Genomic DNA, 18,481 nt, shown 5'->3' with positions numbered 1-18,481 from the left:
CTCCTGTAGGCTTATTTTACCGCGGTGATCGCGGGATGAAGGTCACCCATGCCGCGGTGCCAGCCTTTCAAGGCGCCGACAAAGGACTGGATGAGCACATCGGTCACGCGGTCCGGGTCGAGACCGCGCAGATTGATGAGATCGAGAATGTCGCGAGGGTCGAACATGGTATTGTAAAGCATTGCCGCATCCTCTTGCAGGCTGACCGGCAGGCCCTCTTCAAGGAGCACGCCATAGAGTGCGCGCTTGCGTGCCTCATGCCCTCGCACCGTGCTCGCCACCTTGCCGTGCAGGCGGTCGAAGAAGCCCCGTCTGGAGCGTATTTGGACCAGCACCGCACCATGCTCCATCACCACATTGATCCAGAAGCGACTCACCACATGAAGCAGTTCGCGGCCGGTCTCGGGTCGCGAGTTCGCGAAGTCGCGCAACTCGGTCATCACCTTCACCAGATAGGCTTGCGCGACTTCGTCCAGCGACTGGAAGTAGCGGTACGACGTGGCCGTGGACATGCCTGCCGCCTTGGCCAGGTCGGAGAGCGTATGCGGCAACGTACCCTTGCGCATCATTGCCGCCATGGCTTCCAGAAGCTGGGCCCGCCGCATTTCGGTTCGCTGGTGCGCGGCTGCCCCGCGTCCCATCTGAGCCGCGTCCTTCTTCATGATTGCTCCCCTTCCTTTTGGAATCTTCGCTACTTGATGCGCGACAGGAATTCCTTTGTGCGGGCTTGAATGGGGTTTGCAAGCATCTCCTTGGGCTCGCCCGTCTCGACGATCTGCCCATCGGCCATGAACACCAGCCTGTCGCCGATATCGCGCGCAAAGGAGATTTCGTGCGTCACGACGACCATGGTGATGCCGGTGGTGGCGAGCTCGCGCATCACCTCCAGAACCTCGCCGACAAGTTCGGGATCAAGGGCGCTTGTCGGTTCATCGAAGAGTATGAGCTGCGGCTTCATCGCGAGCGCGCGCGCAATCGCGACACGCTGCATCTGCCCGCCGGAAAGCTCGGATGGATAGGCCGACGCCTTCTGCGTCAGGCCTACTTGGCCCAGCAGGCGCATCGCATCGGCCTCGGCCTGCGCCTTCGCCATCTTGCGAACCTGGATTGGCGCCTCGATGACGTTCTGCAGGACCGTCAGATGCGGAAAGAGGTTGAAGCGCTGGAACACCATGCCCATCCTGGCGCGCTGCTGCGCGATGCGCCTGGTGGAGAGTTCGCGAAGGTTGGCGCCTTCGCGCTCGTATCCGATCAATTCGCCGTCCACGGTAATGGTGCCCGAGTTTGGCGTCTCGAGGCGATTGATGCAGCGAAGCATCGTGCTCTTGCCCGACCCCGAGGGGCCGATGACGCAGGTCACCTTTTCTGCCTCGATATCGAGGTTGATGTCTTGCAAGACGTGATGCGCGCCGAAGGATTTGTTGAGCCGGGAAATCTGGACCATTGCCTGCATGTTGGGCTCCCTAGGCACGCTTGGAGCGGCTGGCGACGGAAGAAAAGCCCTGCCCGACCCGCTTTTCGAGATAGAACTGCAGGAAGGTCGCGAGCGTGGTCACGATGAGGTACCAGATGCTTGCAACGATCAGCAGCGGCATGACGCGGAAATTGTGCGAATAGACGTTCTGCACCGCGGTCATGAGGTCACCGCCTGCAATGAAAGCGACAAGCGAGGTTGCTTTCAGCATGGAGATGACCTCGTTTCCAGTCGGTGGAACGATGATGCGCATGGCCTGGGGCAGAATGATTCTGCGCAGGAGCTGTCCGTCCGACATGCCGAGTGAACGACCCGCTTCGGACTGTCCGCTGTCCACGCCGAGGAGACCGGCGCGAACGATCTCGGCCATGTAAGCGGCCTCATGCAGAGCGAGACCGAGCACCGAAGCCACGAAGCTCGTTATGAGGACGTTGGTGGAGATCGTGTAGTCGATATCCGTGAAGGGAAGCGATAGTCCGATCCGCGGCCACAGCAGCGCCAGATTGAACCAGAACACAAGCTGGACCAGCAGAGGCACACCTCTGAAGAACCAGATATAGGCTTGGGCAACCCAGTAGAGCACGGGATTGCCCGACATCGCCATGATGGCGATTATGATCCCGAGCACGATGGCGATCGCCATGCACAGAATGGTCAGAATGATCGTGTTGGCCAAACCATCGAGAATTTGGCCGCTGAACAAGTAGTTACCTACCACATCCCATTGCATGTTGGGATTGCCTGCCAATGAAGCGACGAAGGCGGCGAGCACCACCGATACTGCGACGGCCGCAACGGCGCGCCAGTGATGGCGCGGCGGCAGCAGCATGGGTTCAGCGGGTTCCTGGACAGCCATGATCCGATCCTTCTCTACGAATGCCGACGGCTTACTCAGCCAGCGGCTTCGTCGAGGTGCCGTTGAAGACCGGCTCATCAAGCGCAAGCACGCTGATGTCGTACTTGGCCAGTATCTCGGCATAACTGCCGTCCTCCATTACGGCCTTGAAGCCTGCTATGAGCGCATCGGCAAGTTCCTTATTGCCCTTGCTGATACCGGCGCCGTGGTATTCAGGACGGAACGGCTCGCCGAGAATCTCGAGGCCCTGGCCGCTGGCCTGGATGCCGATGCCGACGCCATAGGCTTGAATGAATACGTCTGCGCGGCCGGTCTGCACCTGAAGCTGGGCTTCTGCCGGGCTCGGGACGATAAGCACGTTCATGCCCGGCTTACCTTCTTCCTTGCACTTATCCACCTGCGCCTTCATCACAATTTCGGAGGTCGTACCGCTTGGCGAGGCGGCGGTGAAACCGCACAGATCCGCGACTGCCTTGATACGTTCTTCCGTCTCGGGGCGACCCATCAAAACCATGTTCGTCTTGATGTAGTCGACGAAGTCGATCTGCTCCTGACGCTGCAGCGTGTCGGTGAACGTGCCGATACCCACATCCACCCGCTCTGCCTGCAGGGCGGGGATGAGAGCCGAGTAGTTGATGTTGCTGAATTCGACCGGAACGCCCAGCTTTTCGCCGACGGCGTTCATCAGATCATGGATGACGCCGCCCAGTTTGCCGCTTTCGTCCACATACATATAAGGCGAGATCGCTGTCGGGCCGCCGACCTTCAAAACACCCGCATCGCGCACGCCCTGCGGCAGAAGCTTGGTGAGTTCGGTCTCCGCGTTCGCGACGCCGGTAAAACCCAGAAGCGCAAGCGTTGCCACGGTCGCAGCAGCATTCGAAATGCCGAAAAATCTCATGTCAGTTCCCCATTAACCAAGAAAGCATCTTCGCTCTGCGTTTTTGCAGTTTTGAGAATGCATTCTTATTTTTATCCGCAGCGATTTGGGTTTGTCAATCGGCAAAAATCCACTATTTCTCGTCGATCACCTGCCGAAACGACAGGCGGGGACGACATAATGAGAATACATTCTTGATAACGCGCAAGTTGCGCCCGAATGCGAAGGCCCTATTTCGAGGTCCCTAGCGCGAGCGCCCCAGGCAATCCTCAAGAACCGCTGGTTCCGGACCGTCAGGCGAAAATGTGGAGCTTTTTGCCCTATCGGCGAGATTGTCTTGGAAGCCGGAACCTCGGGAACACGATGGCGTCGATCGGCGGAACCTCGATGATGACGTCGTCACATCTGAAGGGGTTGCGCCACCCGGTCATCGGCGTCGTTTTCGGAGTTCGAAAACGGCATCCGGGGATCATGCAACGGCGAGTTGGAGCGCGACGGCTCCTGGTGCGTCATTATTTTCGGAAGGCTCTACCGCGTCGACTGCCAGCCGACCAATAAGGGCTCCGGGTCTGCCAGTGCTTGAGGAATTCACATCACGTTCGTTGGCCGCGCATCGAGGCTTGCCGCCGCTCTCGTGGTGAGGCGCTCCAGCAATAGCCTTGCTCGGCTCGCATTGGGGCTAGACGCCGACCGCGCACCCATCGCCACGAGGATCATGGGCGCCAACGACACCGTCATCGTTCACCCGTATGATGCCGGCGAGCCCGCAAAGGGGGCTATGGGCTGGCAGAAGGGCCGTCTCGTGCCCCATTGCGCCGAGCTGCTTTAATGTGCCTGCAGGAATGGCTTCCTCGAGCTTGAGATTGTCCCTGCTGTCGGAAAAGGTGCGGCCAAGCAAAAAGCGCGGGGCCGCCAATGCTTCTGCCGGCGACAGATTGTGGTCGATCAAGCGCACCAGCAGTGTCGCCAGCGTCTGAGGCTGGCCATCGGCGCCTTGCGTTCCATAAAGCAGATGTGGCCGGCCATTCTTCAATGCCAAGCCAGGGTTCAATGTATAAAAAGGACGCGCCGCCGATCGCAGGCCGTTGACCGGTTGGCCGGCACGCGCGAAGGCAGCTCCCCGATTTTGCCACAGGATGCCCGTGTCACCGGCGACCACCCCGCTTCCCCAGTCGAAATAGATGCTTTGCAGGACGCTGACGCTACGACCTTGTCGGTCGTGGGCGGCGAAGAAGACCGTGTCACCGGTGGTAAACTTCCTCGCCCACGGGAGCGCCTTTTGCCGATCAATTGCTGCTGCTTTCCTGACGATGGCAGCTTCAGACAACATCGATCCATCGAATGCGTGATAGTCCGGATCACCTATCAGGTTGCGTTCCAGGAATGCCTGTTTGATGGCTTCAACGATCAAATGGTAGAAGTCGGCCGAGCCCTCCTCGACCGCGTCAATGCTGAGTTTTTCTAGCGTCGCCATGATGGAAAGCGTCGTCACGCCCTGCGTCGGCGCCGTCGGCGCCAGAAGCGTCAATCCGCGATAGTCGACGCTTTCGAGATCCGCCATACGTGTCGCTGTCCGCTCGAGATCGCTCGCGCGGATGGGGGAGCCGGCCTCCCTCAGGGCGGCTGCGATTCGTTGCGCCAGATCCCCCTCATAGAAGCTGCGCGCCCCCTCGGCTGCAATCTGTGAAAGAGCACGGGCAAGGCGAGGTTGTTTGAATGGTGAACCGGCCTCGCCCGCGCTTCCGAAAAGCTCCGCGAAACCGGGCCAGTCTGACCATTCAGCACGCCGATAATCGAGCCAGAACGACTGCGAACTGCTCACGGGAAAGCCGCGCTCGGCGAGGTCTATTGCCGGTTCGAGAAGGGACGACCAGGGATGGCCTCCGGCCCAACGGATTTTTGAGAACTCGTAGGCTTTGCCCCAACTGTCGACAGCGCAGGCCGTGGTCAGAGCCGAAAGCGGCCCACGAGTCGGAACGGTGCCCTCGATGCCCTGCAGCGCGGCCGCGGCTTGCCCGATGCCGAGCAAGCTCGTCCGATTGCCTTCACCGTCGGCTACGATCCAGACTGCGTCACCGCCGAGCCCGCAAAAATGCGGATAGACGACCGCAAGCACCGCACCCATGGCGATTGCGGCTTCGATGGCGTTGCCGCCGGCAGCCAGGACAGCTCGACCGGCTTCGCTCGCGATCGAATGAGGGCTTGTGACCATGGCGGTCGCGAGCACTCCCCCGTCGCGCTGGGGTGCATGTTGGGTCATCAGGAAACTCTGGTTGGGTCTGTTGGAAGGTCAGGCGCCGCGCAGATGCGCCAGCACGATGTCCACGGCCTGATCCCTGCGTCGATGCAGGAACTCGGGCGAACGAGCATCGAAACTGAATGTCGCCATCAAGGTATGAAGGTTGGAAATATGGATGAAGGAAAGAGCCAGGATCGTCAGATAGACGTCAAGCGGCTTTTGCCTGCGCTTGAATTCGCCGGTTTCCACTCCGCGCTCCAACAAGAGGCCAATGTGCTCGAGCAGCGGGCGCGATCTGGAATTGACGCTCGTGATCTCTCGAACGAAGCGTCCCTCGTTGAGATTTTCGTTGAGCATCATTCGGGGGAATTGCGGGTTGTTCCACATATAGTCGAACGTGAAGCGGGTGAGCTGGGCAATGCCTTCCGACGGCGCTGAATCCCAGAAATGCAGCTTATCCTCACTTTCGCGCAGCTCCGCATAGACGCGCTCGAGGCAGGCGCGATAAAGCCCGTCCTTGTTGTCGTAATAGTGATAGATCATCCGGACATTGCACGCTGCGGAAGCCACGATGCGCGCGATGTTGGCGCCCGCATATCCATGGTCGCAGAATTCCGCCAGGGCAGCCTGCAGGATCCGCTCCTTGGTATCCTTCGACGACATCTGTTTCTCCTGCGAAGTCGCTTCTGGCATGACGATCCTCCCTCTGCGCTCGCGCAAATCCCACCCCTGGTCTATCCGGTCTGCAGCTTTACAGCGAATGCCATTCTAGCAGATAAAATGACGTAAGTAAGTATTTACTTATCGGGAAAGCCGTGTAATGGTCCCGCCGCTTCGGGCTCGCAACCGAAGCTGACGGGAACACTGGGTTTAGCCGCGCCACAGAACTCCAAAGGAGCGGTCGGCGCGGTCCACAATGGAGGCAGGAATGAGCAATAGCAGAATTCTGATGGGCGCTGCCGTCGCCGCGCTTCTCGCAGCAGCCCCACCGGCGCAGGCTGAAGAAATGACGCGCGAAAGGATCGCCGTCGGCATCACCGAAACGATTGCAGGCTATAATCCCTATGCAGATGCGGTCGTCCTCATCGGCAGCCTGTGGTGCAAGGTCTATGGCTGCATCACGCGTTTCGATTTCGAGGAGGGGCGCATGGTGCCCTCTCTCGCCGAAAGCATGGAAGCGGTCGGCGAGCGAGTCTGGGAAGTCAAGCTGCGCTCCGACTGGGTGCGTCACAATGGTGACCCGGTTGTGGCCGAGGACGTCGTCCACTCGATCGAGCGCTCGCGCAGCGATCCCGATTCGATGCGCCAGTTCGTCGTCGTCTCCATCGAGAGCGCCGAGGCCGTGGACGAGCGCACCGTGCGCATCACCACCAAGGAGCCGGACGCGACGCTGCCCGACAATCTCAGCCTCCTTCCGATCACCTCGAAGCGTCTCTACGACGAGTACGGGCAGGCCGCCGACCGCAATCATCCCCACGGCGCCGGCCCCTATCGTCTGGTCGAGGTGTCGGTCGGCAATCACATGATCCTGGAGCGCGTCGACGACCATCCGATGGTGTCGCCGACCAATCCCCGCCAGATTATGTACCGCATCATGGCCGAGCCGGAGCAACGTGTTACGGCGCTGTCCAATGGCGAGATCCAGATCGCGCAGGGCGTACCGCCACAGCTCGTGGCGCGCGTCGACGGCCTGCCGAACGCGCACGCCGCTTTCGCCAATTCCGTCGAGATGATGTTCCTGGCGATGAACCCGAGCACCCATCCGTGGGACGTGAAAGAGGCGCGGCAGGCGGCCGCCCACGCCATCAACCGCGAGGCGATCGTCGCCGCACTTCTGGGAGGCCGGGCGACGCTGCTCGACGGACCGGTCGGCGAAGGGCAGTTCGGCTACGAGCCCGGCTATACGACCCCTTACAATTACGATCCCGAGCGTGGTCGCGCGCTGCTGGAGGAGGCAGGCCTGTCAGGCGTCGAGATCGATTTCTACACGCCAGTCGGCCGCTACACGGCCGATCGCCAAATCGCGGAGGCGATGGTGCCGATGCTGGAGGATGTCGGCTTCAAGGTGAACCTGCGCACGCCGGAATGGGCGACGCTATGGGCCGACGTGCAGGCCGGCGGCGTGCCGTTCTACTATATGGGCCGCGGACAGATGCTCGATCCGTCGAGGGCGCTGCGGCAGTATTTCGAGACCGACAGCTCGCCGCGCCTCGACTACTCCAACCCGGAAGTCGACCGTTTGCTTCAGGCCGAGCGCCGCACCTTCGACGTCGACGAGCGCCTGGACACCATGCGCGAGGCCATGCGACTGATCACCGAGGACGCGCCGGCGCATTTCCTATGGCTGCATCAGATGGCATGGGGCGTTGCCGACGGCATCGATTTCACACCCCGCCCGGCCGACCGCGTCGACGGCTGGGACATTCACATCCGCAAGAACTGACGGCAGCAACCGCCCGTTTCGCCTCCGCCCCTCAAGCGGATTGGGGCGGCGGGCATTCCCGAAGGAAGCAGACATGGCCAGCTATCTCGTCCGACGTCTGATCGGGGTGATTCCGGTCCTCTTCATGGTTTCGCTCATGGTCTTCGCACTGACCCAGCTCGCGCCGGGCGATCCGGTCAGTATGCTGGTCAGCGACGAAGCCTCGCCGGAGGACAGGCAGAAGATCGTGGAGGCGTGGGGCCTCGATCGCCCCGCCCCTGTCCAGTATCTCAGCTTCCTGAAGAACGCCGTGCTGGGCGATTTCGGCTCGTCCTTCCGCTACCGTGAGCCGGTGATGGACCTCGTGCTGGCGCGGCTTCCCGCCAGCATCGAACTTGCCGTCTACGCGACGCTGCTCGCCGTCATCATCGGCATTCCGTTGGGCGTGCTTTCCGCCGCACGGCCGAACTCGCTGCTCGACAATGCCGGTTCGTTGGTCGGCTTCTTCGGGGTGTCGATGCCGAATTTCTGGTTCGGCATCCTGCTCATCCTCGTCTTCGCCGGCGTGTTCAATGTCCTGCCTTCGGGCGGGCGCGAGCCGTGGGGTATGGACCTGCCGTCGATCACCGGCTTCCTCACCATCGACGCTTTGATACAAGGACGTTTCGACGTGCTGTGGACAGCACTTCGCCATCTCGCCCTGCCCGCCATCGTGCTGGGCACCTCGATGACCGGCATCATCATGCAGCTCACCCGCGCCACGGTCGCCGAGGCGCTGCGCGAGGACTACGTCATGACCGCGCGCGCCAAGGGGCTTTCCGAACGGCTGGTGCTTTGGCGCCACGCCTTCCGCAACGCGCTGGTCGCCGTGGTCACCATCATCGGCCTGGAGTTCGGCGCACTGATCTCCGGCGCGATCATCGTCGAGACGGTGTTTTCGTGGCCTGGCATCGGAATGCTGCTCATCCAGAGCATCACCTTCCGCGACTATCCGCTGATCGTCGGCCTCGTGCTGATCTACACGACCCTTTTCGTGCTGGTGAACGTAGCGATCGACATCCTCTACACGATCATCGATCCGCGCATCCGGATGAAATGACCATGAGCGCCGCAACCCTCGGCTTCCGCCACCGTTTCAACTATCTGCTGGCCCCGAAAGTGGTGTTCGGCATCGCCGTCATCGCGCTTCTGATCGCCGCGGCGATCTTCGCACCCTGGATCGCCCCGCACGACCCCGCGCGGCAGGATTTGATGCGCGCCATGACCGCGCCGCAATGGGGCGGGCCGCACCTGCTCGGCACCGACCATGTCGGGCGCGACCTCTTGAGCCGCATCATCTACGGCTCGCGCATCTCGCTCGCCATCGGGGTCGCGGTCGTGCTCGTGTCGGGCGCCGTCGGCATCTTCCTCGGCGTCATCTCGGGCTATTTCGGCGGACGCACGGATTCGCTCATCCAGAAGATGCTCGAGGTGTTCTGGGCCTTCCCGCCGCTGCTGCTGGCCATCGCCATCGTCGCCTTTCTCGGCCAGGGCCTCGGCATCATCATCATCGCGCTCGCCTCGCAGCGCTGGATTCCCTATTGCCGCCTTGCCCGCGCCGAGGCGATGGCGCTACGCGACCGCGAATTCGTCGTCGCCGCGCGCTCGCTCGGCGCATCGCCCGCGCGCATCCTGACGCGTCACATCCTGCCCAACATCGTGCCTTCGATGGTGGTGGTAGGTACCTTCGCCATGGCCACCGCCATCATCTCGGAGGCGTCGCTGAGCTTTCTCGGGCTCGGTGTCCCGCCCACCATTCCGACCTGGGGCAGCATGTTGGCGGATTCGCGCGCTTACATCAGCACCTCCTGGTGGATGGCGCTGTTTCCGGGCCTCGCGATCTTCATCACCGTCCTGGCGATCAACCTTGTCGGCGACGCACTCAGAAGCCACTTCGATCCGAAACTCAAGAACATATAGGAGCCGATATCATGATCGAACGCAGACACATCGACACGCTCGACGGCGCACGCAGGTCGCAGATCGTTGCACAGGGCAACTGGATCTTCTTCTCGGGCATCCATCCCGAGACGCTGGACGGCGACATCAAGGACCAGATGCGCTCGGCGCTCACCCGTCTCGACGCGTTGCTGGCCGAGATGGGCGAGGACCAGGGCTCGATCTTCGTCGTCCATGTCTGGCTCAAGGACATGCGCTATTTCAGCGCAATGAATTCGGTCTGGAACGAATGGGCCGATGCCGAGAACCCGCCGGCGCGCACCTGCGTCTCCGGCGATCTCTACCGCGAGGATCTTCTCGTCGAACTCATCGTCACCGCCTGCCGCAACGGGGGAGAATGAGCACATGGACATCGTCAAGCTCGGCCGCGTCACGCGGCCTGGAGGTCCTAACATCGCGCTCGGTGCGGCAACGTCCGAACTCGTCTCCGTCTGCCTCACCGCACCTGACAAGTCCGGCACCCTCGCCGAACAGACGATCGGGATCCTCGACGTCATCGAAAGCCATTTCAAGACGGTCGGCTCCTCGCGCGCGAAGCTCCTGATGGTGCAGGTGTGGCTGGCCGAGATTTCGCAGTTCGCCGAGTTCCGCGATGCCTGGAACACGTGGATCGAAGGCCACGAGCCGCCCGCGCTGTCGGTGGTGACTGGCACCACCGCGCGCCGCGACTGCCTCGTCGAGATCAGGGCCTACGCCGCACCATGACCGAAACCGCCCCGAGCCCCCTCATCAGCCTGCGCGACCTGCAGGTTACCTTCGGGCTCATTCCCGAGCCCGTGGTGAAATCGTTCGACCTCGACATCGCGCGCGGCGAAGTGGTCGCGCTGGTGGGTGAATCGGGTTCGGGGAAGTCGGTCACGGCGAAGTCGATCATGCGCCTCGTCGAGTTCTCGGGCGCGCGCATCGCCAGCGGCGAGGCATGGCTCTACGACAACCACGGCGGGCGGACCGACCTCTTCCGCCTCAACCAGAACGAGATGCGCTCGATCCGCGGGTCGCGCATCTCGATGATCTTCCAGGACCCGATGACCTCGCTCAATCCGGTCCTGACCATCGGCTTCCAGCTGCGTGAGGCGGTGCTGCGCCATGCGACGATGTCAAAGGCAGATGCCGACCGCATCTGCCTGGAGGCGCTGCGGCAGGTACGCATCTCGGAGCCCGAGCAGCGGCTCAAGCAATATCCACACGAACTGTCCGGCGGAATGCGTCAGCGTGTCATGATCGCGATGGCGCTGGCGCTCAAGCCCGACCTGCTGATCGCCGACGAGCCGACCACGGCACTCGACGTCACGGTGCAAGCCGAAATCCTCGCGCTTTTGAAGACGATCCAGCGCGAGACGGGCATGTCCGTCCTCTTCATCACCCATGACATGGGGGTGGTCGCCGAGATCGCCGACCGAGTCGTCGTCATGCTGCGCGGCGATCGCGTCGAGACCGGCGATGTCCGTACCATCTTCGAGGCACCCACGCACGACTACACCCGCGCGCTTCTCGCAGCCGCGCCCAAGCTCGGCGCGGGTGCGGATGCGGCGCCCGCCTTCGAACCGGTGACGGACGACGCCCCGGTACTGGAGGTCGACAGCCTCGTGGTGCGCTATCCGGTGCGCAAGGGTCTGCTCCAGCGCGTCGCCGCCAATGTCCATGCGGTCGAGGACGTCTCGTTCAAGGTGCACCGTCGCGAGACGCTCGCCATCGTGGGCGAGAGCGGCTGCGGCAAGTCGACCACCGCCAAGGCGCTCATGAACCTCATCGAACCGACCTCCGGCGCGATCCGGCTGCACGGGAGGGACATCGCGTCGCTGACGGCGGCACAGATGATGGCGGCGCGCGCCGATATCCAAATGATCTTTCAGGACCCCTATGCGTCGCTCAATCCACGCATGACGGTCGAGCAGATCATCGCCGAGCCGCTGGAAATCCACCAGCGCGGCGATGCCGCCTCGCGCCGCGCACAGGTCACCGAGCTCATCGAGCGGGTCGGCCTGCCGATCGCGGCGGCGAAGCGCTATCCGCACAATTTCTCCGGCGGCCAGCGCCAACGCATCTGCATCGCCCGCGCGCTCGCGTTGCGGCCCAGCGTGATCATCGCGGACGAGCCGGTCTCAGCACTCGACGTCTCGATCCAGGCGCAGATCCTCGCGCTGATCGAGGAAATCCAGCGCGATTTCGACGTTGGTATCCTGTTCATCTCGCACGACATGGCGGTGGTCGAGAAGGTCAGTGACCGCATTGCGGTGATGCATCTGGGCGAGATCGTCGAGATCGGCCCGCGCGATGCCGTGCTGCGCGACCCGCGCCACGCTTATACGAGGCAGTTGCTCGACGCTGTCCCCGTGGCACACCCGGCCTTGCGCAAGGCAAGGCAGATGGAGGCCCGCGCGATGATGAGCCCGATCCGCCCGCTGGGCGCGGATCACCCAACGAGCCCAATGCGGGAAGTCAGCCACCAGCACTTCGTCCGCGCGGACGCCTGATCCTTACATACAAACTCAATACGAGGTACTATCAATGAAAAAGCGCAGTTTTTATGCAGCATTCGTCGCGTCGAGCATGCTTGCGGCGAGCGCCCAGGCCAACGACGGCGACGTCACCATCGCCATCACCGAGGGCATCACCGGCTACAATCCCTATGCCAATTCGGCTGTGCTCGTCGGCATGACCTGGTGCCAGGTCTATGGCTGCCTGACACGCTGGGATTTCGATGAGGGGCGTTTCGTGCCCTTCCTTGCCGAAGAGGTTCGGCCGGACGGCGAGAAAAGCTGGCTCGTGCGGCTGCGCGACGACTGGCCGCGCCACAACGGCGATGCAGTCACAGCCGAAGACGTCGTCCACTCGATCGAGCGGACAAGGTCCGATCCAGACAGTGTTTCTCAAGCATCTGTCCACTACATCGAAAGCGTGGAGATCGTTGATGACCGCACCGTGCGCATCCTGACAACGGAGCCGATCGCAACGCTGCCGAACTATCTGGCGACGATCCAGATCACGTCGAAGGCCGTCCACGAGCGGTATGGCGCGCGCGACGCCGACCGGCTGCATCCCTACGGCGCAGGCCCCTACAGGTTGGTCGACCTGCAGGCCGATAGCCACATGGTGCTTGAGCGCGTCGATGACCATCCGCTCGTCGGCCCGGACAATCCCCGCCGTATGATCTTCCGCGTCATGATCGAACCCGAGCAGCGCGTCACCGCCCTCGCCAACGGCGAGATCCAGATAGCGCAGAGCATCCCGCCGCAATTGCGCGAGCGCGTTGACGGCCTGCCGAACGCCTCGGCCAAGACAGTCGTTTCGGCGGAGATGATGTTCCTTGCCATGCAGCCCACGGCGGCTCCCTTCGACGATGCGCGCTTGCGCAAGGCTATCTGCCATGCGATCAACCGCGATGCCATCATCGCCGCGCTGCTGGGTGGCAACGCAACCAAGCTCAACGGACCAGTGGTCGAGGGCCAGTTCGGCTTCCGCGAGAACCCGCAGGAGATGCAGGGCTTCGACCCCGACCTCGCCCGCAGCCTCCTAGAAGAAGCCGGCTATGACGGCGCACCGCTCCAGCTGCAGACGCCGGTGGGCCGCTACACTTCCGATCGCCAGATCTCCGAAGCCGTGGTCTCGATGCTTCAGGATGTCGGCCTCAATATCAGCCTGCACACGCCGGAATGGCCGGTGCTGTGGAGCGGCGTGCAGGCCGGCAATGTCGAGTTCTACTACATGGGGCGCGGCAATATGCTCGATCCCTCCCCCGCGCTGGCGCAGTATTTCGAGACCGGCGGCTCGCCGCGTCTCAAATACTCCAACACTCAGGTAGACGAACTTTTGAAGCGCGAGCGCACCGAGTTCGACCTCGATACTCGTCGCGGGCTTCTGGCCGACGCGATGGACGCCATCGTCGCCGACGACGCCGCGTGCTTCCTGTGGAACCACAATCTGATCTGGGGTGTAGCCGATAACATCGACTACACCCCGACAAAGGGTGATCGCGTGAACGGTTGGGAGATCGGAATGCGTCCCTGAGCAAACTGTCGCTTCCCGCCCCGTCGGAAAGCTTGCTGTGACTAGATCAACAACGCCGACCAAGGCGCGGACGAACCCACCCGCCCGCGCCCTGATCCGAATCCAATCGGCGGGCCTTGCTGCGCGTCGTCAGCTCACCGCGCGCAAGCTCGGCTGCTCGGCGTAATACCCGCCGAAGCGGTTTGACAGGAACGCATCGAGCCCGATCTCCTCCTGGCGGATCAGACCTTTCGCGGGAAGCGCTCCCTGCGCCACCATGTCCAGAACGGCGCAGATCGAAGCGGCGGTCGTCACCTGGATCGCGCTGTAGAGGCGCCCGCCGATGACCTGGCTGTAGATTTTGTTCGCATAGGTCTGCTGCACGGCGCGGCCGTTGATCTGCCCGCTCACCGTGACGAAGATGACGACCACGTCCTGGCTGGTCGAAGGCAGGGCGTTCTCCAGGATGTCCTTCAGCAGGTCGCGTCGGTCCCTTAGCCCGAGATCGTTGAGCAGTATCTTCATGATCGCGACGTGGCCCGGATAGCGGATCGTCCGATAGTTGAGCGTGCGCACCTTGCCCTGAAGACTGTCACAAAGCGTTCCCAATCCGCCTGACGTGTTGAAGGCTTCATACCGTACGCCGTCGAGCGAAAATTCCTCGCGCTCTTCGAGCGCACGCGTTTCGACGAGCTGTCCGTCGACGATCGCCTCGCAAGGCTCGATATATTCGTTGATGACGCCGTCGGTGCTCCAAGTGAGATTGTAGTTGAGCGCGTTCGACGGGAATTGTGGCAGCGCGCCGACCCGCATGCGGACGCTGTCGAGCGTGTCGAATCGCTTGGCGAGATCATTGGCGACAATAGAGATGAAGCCGGGCGCCAGCCCGCATTGCGGGATGAAGACCGTCCCTGCCCTCGCCGCGATATTCTTGACCTCGCGCGTCGAGGCAACGTCCTCGGTCAGGTCCAGGTAGTGGACGCCGGCCGCGGCCGCGACGTGCGCGATGGTCGTCGTCAGATGGAACGGCGCGGCGCTGAGCACGGCAAACTTGCCGGCGAAAAGCGCCTCCAGCGCCGACTGGTCGGAGATGTCCGTCAGCACGGTCGCAATGCCGCTCTCGCCGGCAAGCTCATCGAGATGCGGCTTGCTGCGATCCGCTACCGTCACCGCGTAATCCCGCGACCCGGCAAGCAACCTTGCGATCGTCGAACCGATTTTTCCCGCTCCAAGTACCACTATGTCTTTCATCTGCGATTCCCCATGCAACTTCACGGAGCACGATGCGACACAGGCATGTTGTTTCACAGCTTCGAATAGAGCAGAATGCCAGTTAATTTACACGTTTCGACGGAACGATTCGACGATATGCCTATAAGTGACAAGGATCGGCTGCTGCTCTCCCTACTTCAGGAGAACGCACGGACCCCGACGGCGACGCTCGCGCGCCGGTTGGGGTCGTCGCGCACCACCGTCCAGGCGCGGATCGACAAGCTTGAGCGCGAAGGCGTCATTGCTGGCTACGGGGTGCGGCTTTCCGATGAGTACGAGCGCGGCCTCGTCAGGGCACATGTGCTGATCACCATCTCGCCGAAGGCTTCCGCGAGCGTCACCCGTGCTCTTTCGGCGATCGATCAGGTCAGGTCTCTCCACTCGGTCAGCGGGTCGTTCGATCTGATAGCGATCGTCGCTGCAGAATCGGTAAGCGATCTCGACAAAGTCATCGACCTCATCGGCGAACTGGAGGGCGTGGAGAGAACGCTCTCCTCCATTATCCTCTCGACCCGCATCATGCGGTAGGAAAGCCGAGAACGGTCGTGCCGTTCACGACAGATCAGCCGGCTTGTCGGCCAAGTCGCCGAGGGCTTCCAGGAAGGCCGTCAGCCAGGCCTTCGCATCATGCCGCATCACCTTCTCCATCAGCGCTTCGTGCCGGCGCCGGCGCTCGTCCCGCGGCATCACCAGCGCCTGATGCAGTCGCCGCGACATCTCATCGACGTCGTAGGGATTGACGACCAGCGCTTCGACCATTTCCTCGGCGGCTCCGGCGAATTGCGAAAGCACGAGCATGCCGGGATCGGCCGGATCTTGTGCGGCGACATATTCCTTCGCCACAAGGTTCATGCCGTCGCGCAATGGTGTGACGAAGCCGACATGGCTAGCGCGAAAGAGCGAGGCCAGCTTCTCGCGCGGTACCGGCCGATGAATATGCCGGATCGGTGTCCAGTTGAAGTCGCCGAACTGGCCGTTGATCGAGCCGGCCAGCGCTTCAAGCTCCAGCCTTATATTTGCGTAGGCGTCGACATCGCCTCGCGTCAGCGGCGCGATCTGCAGGAAGCTCACGGACTTTTCCAGCTCGGGATGCTGTGCCAGCATCCGGCCATAGGCACGCAGCCTTTCCGGCAGGCCTTTCGAATAGTCGAGACGGTCGACGCCGATGATCTGCTTCTGGCCAAGCACCTTTCGGCGCAACACGTCGACGGCCACGTCGTCCGGCGCGCGTTGCGCCATCTGCTCGAAAATCTCGAAATCGATGCCGATCGGGAACCGCTCGACCGAAACCGTTCGTTCGCCGAACAGGAAACGTCCTTCCCGCACCGGCACCGCGGGGGTGTGGTCCTCCAGGTAGCGGGTGAGATTGCCCACATCGGTGTGGGTCTGCAAGCCGACGAGATCGTACTGAAGCAGCCAATCGACCAGTTCGGCATGGTTTGGCGACGCCTCGAGAAGGTCGGACGGCGGAAAGGGAATGTGAAGGAAGAACCCCATGCGCTGACGGCAGCCGAGTTCGCGGAGATAGCCGGCCAGCGGGATGAGGTGATAGTCGTGAATCCAGATGCAATCATCCGGTTTCAGGAATTGCGCCAGATGGCGCGCGAACATGCGGTTGACGCGACGATAGCCTTCGAAGAAGGCGGGACGATAGTCGATAAGATCGAGCCGATAGTGAAACAGCGGCCACAGCACGCTGTTGGCATAGCCGAGATAGTAGTTCGTATAGTCATCCTCGGAGAGCGGCAGCGCGACGCGCGTGACATTATCGATCTGATCGACTTCCGGCTCGTCCACCTCCCCGATCTCGCCGTCCCAGCCGAACCATACACCGCCGCGCTCTCGCACGGCGTCGGCCAGCGCCACCGCCAGCCCTCCCGTCTGTGTCGTCTGCCGGAGGTCCGCGACACGGTTGGAAGCGATTACCAGCCGACTCATGCGAACGCCTCCCGCTCGAACGGTTGTCGGGAAACTGCAATCATATCGGAGCCTCTTCGGATTTCTCCTCGCGTTAACTTGCCACGGCCCCAGGATGTTCCCGGGCGGGCGACGATCTTGCCTATGGAGTCCGCGAAATCATGATCGCCGGCGGAGCTCAGTTGCTCAATGTGGAAAGCCGGCGACAACACGGGGTGGAATGCGGTCTTGCCATGGAAACCGATCCAGCGATCCCGGTATAGCGAGCCATTCCGCCTCGCGGCAAGCCCTTCTCCCGAATTTGCCCGATCTGCGCCCAGCGGCGGAGGCCGCCCAAGGGCCGTCGTCATGCCTTGAACGAACCCACCTTTGGTCGAGTACGGGCAGATCCGTTTCGCGTTTACAAAAATCATATAGTATGATTTTTTATTTCCGGGTGAGGAGCCCATTATAGTTCCAGGGAGGAAATGATGCTTTCGAGAAAAGCGTGGATTGGCGCGGGTGTTCTCGCGTCAATGGCTTTCATGGCGTCCGGCGCCGTGGCGCAGACGATTGGTTTCTCGCAGATCGGCTCGGAATCGGGCTGGCGGGCCGCGGAAACCACGCTGACCCGCCAGCAGGCCCAGGAGCGCGGAATAGACCTGAAATTCGCCGATGCGCAGCAAAAGCAGGAAAACCAGATCAAGGCGCTGCGCTCCTTCATCGCGCAGGGCGTGGACGCGATCCTGATCGCCCCGGTCGTGGCGACCGGCTGGGACGCCGTCCTCAAGGAAGCCAAGGAGGCCGAGATCCCCGTCGTTCTGCTCGACCGCATGGTGGATTCATCCGACGATCTCTACCTGACCGCGGTCGGCTCCGACCTCGTCCATGAGGGCAAGGTAGCGGGCGAATGGCTGGTTTCCGAGACCAACGGCAAGGAGTGCAACATCGTCGAGCTGCAAGGCACCACGGGTTCCTCGCCGGCGATCGATCGGAAGAAGGGTTTCGAGGAAGCGATCGCCGACAAGAGCAATCTCAAGATAGTCCGGAGCCAGACGGGCGATTTCACGCGCGCCAAGGGCAAGGAAGTCATGGAAAGCTTCCTGAAGGCGGAGAATGGCGGGCGCAACATCTGCGCGCTCTACGCCCACAATGACGACATGGCGGTCGGCGCCATCCAGGCGATCAAGGAAGCCGGTCTCAAGCCGGGCGAAGACATTCTGATCGTATCGATCGACGCCGTGCCGGACATCTTCCTGGCCATGGCCGCCGGCGAGGCGAACGCCACGGTCGAGCTGACACCGAACATGGCCGGCCCTGCCTTCGACGCGCTGGCGGCCTTCATGAAGGACGGCACCACGCCGCCGAAGTTCATCCAGACGGAGTCGAAGCTCTACACCCAGGCCGACGACCCGAAGGCGGTCTACGAAGCCAAGAAGGACCTCGGCTATTGAACC

At 62.2% G+C, this 18,481-nt stretch carries 17 protein-coding genes; 9 read left to right on the top strand and 8 right to left on the bottom strand.

Going from position 1 to position 18,481, the window contains the following annotated elements:
• Window positions 1–11: 11 nt before the first annotated feature.
• The 6 genes from XW59_RS23710 to XW59_RS23685 all read right to left on the bottom strand — a co-directional run bounded on the left by XW59_RS23710 (window position 12) and on the right by XW59_RS23685 (window position 6,112).
• Window positions 12–662: a TetR/AcrR family transcriptional regulator gene (locus tag XW59_RS23710; RefSeq protein WP_052958430.1), complete on the bottom strand. Its 651-nt coding sequence runs from the start codon at window positions 660–662 to the stop codon at window positions 12–14.
• A 29-nt stretch (window positions 663–691) separates the two neighbouring features.
• Entirely contained in the window at window positions 692–1,453 is a 762-nt protein-coding gene (locus XW59_RS23705; protein WP_082137771.1) for an amino acid ABC transporter ATP-binding protein, read from the bottom strand.
• A 10-nt stretch (window positions 1,454–1,463) separates the two neighbouring features.
• Entirely contained in the window at window positions 1,464–2,330 is an 867-nt protein-coding gene (locus XW59_RS23700; RefSeq protein WP_047148175.1) for an amino acid ABC transporter permease, read from the bottom strand.
• A gap of 31 nt (window positions 2,331–2,361) precedes the next feature.
• A complete protein-coding gene (locus XW59_RS23695; RefSeq protein ID WP_047148174.1) occupies window positions 2,362–3,231 on the bottom strand; it encodes an ABC transporter substrate-binding protein in 870 nt (289 codons plus the stop codon).
• A gap of 658 nt (window positions 3,232–3,889) precedes the next feature.
• Window positions 3,890–5,422, bottom strand: coding sequence for a gamma-glutamyltransferase (locus XW59_RS23690; RefSeq protein WP_047148264.1), 1,533 nt, complete (start codon window positions 5,420–5,422; stop codon window positions 3,890–3,892).
• Window positions 5,423–5,500: 78 nt separating this feature from the next.
• Window positions 5,501–6,112, bottom strand: coding sequence for a TetR/AcrR family transcriptional regulator (locus XW59_RS23685; RefSeq protein ID WP_052958428.1), 612 nt, complete (start codon window positions 6,110–6,112; stop codon window positions 5,501–5,503).
• A gap of 265 nt (window positions 6,113–6,377) precedes the next feature.
• Between XW59_RS23685 and XW59_RS23680 the strand changes: the two genes are divergently transcribed.
• From XW59_RS23680 to XW59_RS23650, 7 genes are all read left to right on the top strand, one after another.
• Window positions 6,378–7,892: an ABC transporter substrate-binding protein gene (locus XW59_RS23680; RefSeq protein WP_206077740.1), complete on the top strand. Its 1,515-nt coding sequence runs from the start codon at window positions 6,378–6,380 to the stop codon at window positions 7,890–7,892.
• A 73-nt stretch (window positions 7,893–7,965) separates the two neighbouring features.
• Window positions 7,966–8,970, top strand: a complete 1,005-nt coding sequence (locus XW59_RS23675; protein ID WP_047148171.1) for an ABC transporter permease — start codon at window positions 7,966–7,968, stop codon at window positions 8,968–8,970.
• 2 nt (window positions 8,971–8,972) lie between these two features.
• The gene (locus XW59_RS23670; RefSeq protein WP_047148170.1) at window positions 8,973–9,830 is read left to right on the top strand and encodes an ABC transporter permease; all 858 of its coding nucleotides are present in this window, start codon (window positions 8,973–8,975) and stop codon (window positions 9,828–9,830) included.
• Between the two features lie 11 nt (window positions 9,831–9,841).
• The gene (locus XW59_RS23665) at window positions 9,842–10,210 is read left to right on the top strand and encodes a RidA family protein (protein WP_047148169.1); all 369 of its coding nucleotides are present in this window, start codon (window positions 9,842–9,844) and stop codon (window positions 10,208–10,210) included.
• Window positions 10,211–10,214: 4 nt separating this feature from the next.
• Complete coding sequence (locus XW59_RS23660; protein ID WP_047148168.1) at window positions 10,215–10,574, top strand: Rid family hydrolase; 360 nt, start codon at window positions 10,215–10,217, stop codon at window positions 10,572–10,574.
• A complete protein-coding gene (locus XW59_RS23655) occupies window positions 10,571–12,343 on the top strand; it encodes an ABC transporter ATP-binding protein (protein ID WP_047148167.1) in 1,773 nt (590 codons plus the stop codon). The genes XW59_RS23660 and XW59_RS23655 overlap by 4 nt, the downstream gene beginning before the upstream one ends.
• A gap of 34 nt (window positions 12,344–12,377) precedes the next feature.
• Complete coding sequence (locus XW59_RS23650; protein ID WP_047148166.1) at window positions 12,378–13,877, top strand: ABC transporter substrate-binding protein; 1,500 nt, start codon at window positions 12,378–12,380, stop codon at window positions 13,875–13,877.
• Window positions 13,878–14,006: 129 nt separating this feature from the next.
• On the opposite strand, the gene XW59_RS23645 is transcribed toward XW59_RS23650, so the two are convergent.
• Window positions 14,007–15,107, bottom strand: a complete 1,101-nt coding sequence (locus tag XW59_RS23645; protein ID WP_047148165.1) for a saccharopine dehydrogenase family protein — start codon at window positions 15,105–15,107, stop codon at window positions 14,007–14,009.
• Between the two features lie 117 nt (window positions 15,108–15,224).
• On the opposite strand from XW59_RS23645, the gene XW59_RS23640 reads away from it, so the two are divergent.
• Window positions 15,225–15,656 carry an Lrp/AsnC family transcriptional regulator gene (locus tag XW59_RS23640; RefSeq protein WP_047148164.1) on the top strand — a complete coding sequence of 144 codons (432 nt, stop codon included), beginning with the start codon at window positions 15,225–15,227 and terminating at the stop codon, window positions 15,654–15,656.
• Window positions 15,657–15,680: 24 nt separating this feature from the next.
• Here XW59_RS23640 and XW59_RS23635 read toward each other — a convergent pair whose 3' ends face one another.
• Window positions 15,681–17,066 (bottom strand): trehalose-6-phosphate synthase, encoded by a 1,386-nt coding sequence (locus tag XW59_RS23635; protein ID WP_047148163.1) that lies wholly within the window; start codon window positions 17,064–17,066, stop codon window positions 15,681–15,683.
• Between the two features lie 449 nt (window positions 17,067–17,515).
• On the opposite strand from XW59_RS23635, the gene ytfQ reads away from it, so the two are divergent.
• Entirely contained in the window at window positions 17,516–18,478 is a 963-nt protein-coding gene (gene ytfQ / locus XW59_RS23630) for a galactofuranose ABC transporter, galactofuranose-binding protein YtfQ (protein WP_047148263.1), read from the top strand.
• Window positions 18,479–18,481: the final 3 nt, after the last annotated feature.

It is taken from the genome of Aquamicrobium sp. LC103 (assembly GCF_001014615.2).
Lineage (GTDB): Bacteria > Pseudomonadota > Alphaproteobacteria > Rhizobiales > Rhizobiaceae > LBCQ02.
The sequence above is the reverse complement of the archived record's forward strand: the minus strand, read 5'-3'. Positions and strand labels throughout refer to the sequence as shown.